Raw genomic sequence first — 3,425 nt, 5'->3', positions numbered from 1 at the left:
ATGAGTCTAATTTAAAGGTACAAAAGGATGAGTCAGGCAAATACACTCTTAAAGGTGTGTATTTGCTTTCTGAGGCTATTTATAAATGTCTTGAGGGTACAAGTTTTAATCCTGTTATCCAAGTGACTAATAATAAGCAAAAGAGTTTGAATTATGGTGAAATGACTAGACGTGAGGCTTTAATCAAGCTCGCTAAGGATTATGATGTTTGGGTTGATTTTGATAATTTTAATGTTATTGTAAAAGACAGCTTCGAGGATAAGGGAGCTGTCTTTAAATATGCTCATAATCTAAAAAATATAACAAAAATCACAAATGATGATGGTGTGGGGTATAAGATTGAGATTGTCGAAGAGCCACAAATCAATCTAGGTGATATTATAACTGTCGTTGACGAAACTATAAATGTTGATGTTAAATTAAAGGTTTTATCTATTGAGTATAATCCTTTTAATCGTTTTGAGTCAGTAATTGAGGTTGGAACGCTTGAAAAGTCTTTTTCGGAAGATATTGTAAATATGTATGTTGATGCAAAAAATGTCGTTATTCCTCCGCCTGAAAAGGTTGTATATCAGCAAATAACGCAGGTTTTTAAGCAAGAGGTTATTAAGGCTGAGGTTATACACGCTGTAAATTCTTGGATTGAGGAGCTGGAGGTTAATTATCTTAGAACCAATTTTGACGGCAGGCGGGGAAAACTAGGAAAGTATTGGAATTTTATTTACATTCACGATATGAAACAAGAGTTCATAACTGCTGAATTATCAGATATTGAAAGGGTTAATTTGACCACTGTTAGCGGGAAAACTATTTATTGGACAGCTATTGGCTCTAATGAGGATGCTTATAAATATTTTACTTTGCAGCCTCCAAATATTCCTGATGGTGCCGTGGCTATTTTTAACGGGGTTGAAAGACCTGTATATGTTGCGGATTTTTATGTTACTGTGCCTAAGATTGTTAATCAGTATACTAAAATGATAATTGATTTTGAGGATTTGGAGGGTAATTTGCAGGGTGTGCCTGTTATTACTCTAGGTACCGGTACGGGTGCGGGAGATGGCGGAAAGGCTAAGATTTATAAGGGTAAAACCGGTTTAGTCTTTGAGTATACCACTTCTGATGGTAAACTTAAAAAGGTTGTTAAGCTTGATGATACCGCCAATAATCTTAGAAATGTAGGGGTTTATGACAGTTTGCCTGATGCCGGGGTCGTCGGTGAGGGCGATGTTGTGTTTGTAAGGGGGTAGGAGTTTAGTGGGTAAAAATCGTCTTGATTTTTATTTGGGAAAGTATAGCATGCAATATATTCCAGAAAGCAATGTTGACTATGGTGTGTATTTGGCTAATGGGATTAATCTGGACAAAATTCAAATCGAGGCAATGTATTATTATGGGAGTGCCGGTTCTGATGACATAGTAGATGAATCTGAAATTATTATTAAGGATATTACAGATCATTTTACTATTTCTTCGCCGTTGATAAATCAGATAGGTGATAGTCCTGATACTCTTGATTTCGTATTTAGTGAAGTAATTGGGGAGCCTCTTTCCCAAATATTAGATAAAAAAAATGAGTTTTTGCTTGAGCAGTACGCACAGACTTATCTTATAGATTATGCTGAAAATGGTATGTCTCAAAGTGAAGCAAGGAACCTCTATCTTAAGGAAATAGAGAGTTTAATATCAATAAATGGGTATGCAAATAATGAGTATTGTTTTTGTTATCCGACGGACATAAACGGAGCTACCGCATACAAAAAGCTGCCAGTTAAAAATTTTTACGGAGATGGTTTTCGCAGGATAACTTTTAATATATGTTCTATAATTGACCCGATAACCGGTAAGCCGAAATTTCCGGATGATAAATATTGTTTTCGGGGGCTTAAAGTTTGGACACATTTAAAATTTGATGAGAAAGTCGGCTACAAGTATATTATGACACGTCCAAGCCCTGATTGGGAGTTAGCCCACGTGCCAACTGTGCAAAAGTCGTGCAGGGTGCAATTTAGTGGATATGGGGCAAATAGCGTAATTGCGGTGTATTTATCCGGTTATCCTGATGATAAAAAAGGTTTATATGTCAAGGAAAATGGTGTGCTTGTGCCTATCAAAGAGGTATATGTCAAGGAAAATGGTGTGCTTACTCCTATTAAAGAGGTATATGAGGTAAGGGGAGGTAGTTTGGTGAGGTTTTTTTAAATGTTTGTGTGGCTCTGCTGGGGGGCTTTTTTTGTTATTTATTTTCGGGGGTGAATATGATTGAGTTTATTAAGCAGTATTGGCTGGGGGTGCTTTTTGCGGGTGTGCTTTCGTTGATGGGCTATGCTTGGAGGAGGTTTTTTACGAGGTTTAAAAAGGAGCTTGATGAGCAAAAGCTGATAAAGGACGGCGTGCTTGCGTTATTGCATGACAGATTATATCAGGTGTGCAAGCATTATTCCGAGCAGGAGTATATTACAGCCGGCCAATTAAATAATATTGAGCACTTATATGAGAGCTATCACAATTTAGGTGGTAACGGTACGGGTACGGAGCTGTTTAACAGGTGTAAGAGTATGAAAATTAAACATGAATAGCAAAGGGAGTGTTTAAATGACAGAGGAACAAAGGGTATTGCAAGCTTACAAAAAGCTAAAAGCGGAAGATAACAAAAAAGAATTTAATAGAGATAAGAAATATATTGAAGCAAGCAAAAAACTGATGTTTTTAATAATAGCATTAGTTTTTATTGTTTTTATTGAAAATATGTACTTGTCTTTTAACTTAAAAAGTGTTGATTTGGCAAAAGATACGCTGGATAAGGTTGTATTATTTTCAGGCCCTGTTCTTACTGCTCTTATTGTAAAAAGTGGGTTTGAAAATATTAGAAAAGGTAAGATAAGGGAGCAGATTATAAACAAATTGGATAATGTGGAGTTGGGGCAAGAGGATTTTAGAAATGGGGGTGTGTAATGTTGACTTAAAATATTATATAATGATATAATTACAAAAAAGCTGGAGGCCCTTTACGGACTTTATATAAGACAATGTCACTAGCTGACAGAAAAGCAGTCATTTCAAGACTGCTTTTCACATTTTAAAAGACACTGCAAAAGGTGTCTTTTTTATGCTCAAAAATAGGAGGTATAAAAGATGATAGATGAAAGAGTAGAAAAAGCCGTACAATTCATGGAAAAGATTGCAAAAGACAACGACCATGGCTACGACCAGATGTATCGTTGGGGTGAAAAGGGCGATTATGATTGCTCTTCTCTTACTATTACGGCGTTTGACAATGCGGGTTTTGCTCTTAAAGATTTAGGAGCGACATATACAGGCAACATGAGTCAAGCTCTTAGAAGAGCAGGTTTTAAAAATGTGATACACAAAATAAATACAAGAACAGGCGGTGGCTTGCAAAGGGGCGACATTTTGCTAAATAT

General features: G+C 36.2%; 5 protein-coding genes. All 5 read left to right on the top strand.

The window, feature by feature from the left end; genetic code table 11:
• A partial coding sequence (locus BBG48_RS11055; RefSeq protein WP_158527930.1) for a phage tail protein occupies window positions 1–1,250 on the top strand: 1,250 nt, incomplete at its 5' end.
• A 49-nt stretch (window positions 1,251–1,299) separates the two neighbouring features.
• Entirely contained in the window at window positions 1,300–2,202 is a 903-nt protein-coding gene (locus tag BBG48_RS10560) for a hypothetical protein (RefSeq protein ID WP_147292852.1), read from the top strand.
• Window positions 2,203–2,258: 56 nt separating this feature from the next.
• Window positions 2,259–2,579, top strand: a complete 321-nt coding sequence (locus tag BBG48_RS10555; protein ID WP_068914023.1) for a hypothetical protein — start codon at window positions 2,259–2,261, stop codon at window positions 2,577–2,579.
• A gap of 16 nt (window positions 2,580–2,595) precedes the next feature.
• On the top strand, window positions 2,596–2,955 hold the full coding sequence (locus tag BBG48_RS10550) for a hypothetical protein (protein ID WP_068914024.1): 360 nt from the start codon (window positions 2,596–2,598) through the stop codon (window positions 2,953–2,955).
• 180 nt (window positions 2,956–3,135) lie between these two features.
• The coding region (locus BBG48_RS10545; RefSeq protein WP_199560411.1) for an endolysin-like domain-containing protein at window positions 3,136–3,425 on the top strand (290 nt) is incomplete at its 3' end.

This window comes from Criibacterium bergeronii (assembly GCF_001693775.2).
GTDB lineage: Bacteria > Bacillota > Clostridia > Peptostreptococcales > Filifactoraceae > Peptoanaerobacter > Peptoanaerobacter bergeronii.
The sequence above is the reverse complement of the archived record's forward strand: the minus strand, read 5'-3'. Positions and strand labels throughout refer to the sequence as shown.

Coding starts and splice junctions, on each gene's coding strand:
- BBG48_RS10560 (WP_147292852.1), top strand. CDS start 1,300: ATGCAATATATTCCAGAAAGCAATGTTGACTATGGTGTGTATTTGGCT.
- BBG48_RS10555 (WP_068914023.1), top strand. CDS start 2,259: ATGATTGAGTTTATTAAGCAGTATTGGCTGGGGGTGCTTTTTGCGGGT.
- BBG48_RS10550 (WP_068914024.1), top strand. CDS start 2,596: ATGACAGAGGAACAAAGGGTATTGCAAGCTTACAAAAAGCTAAAAGCG.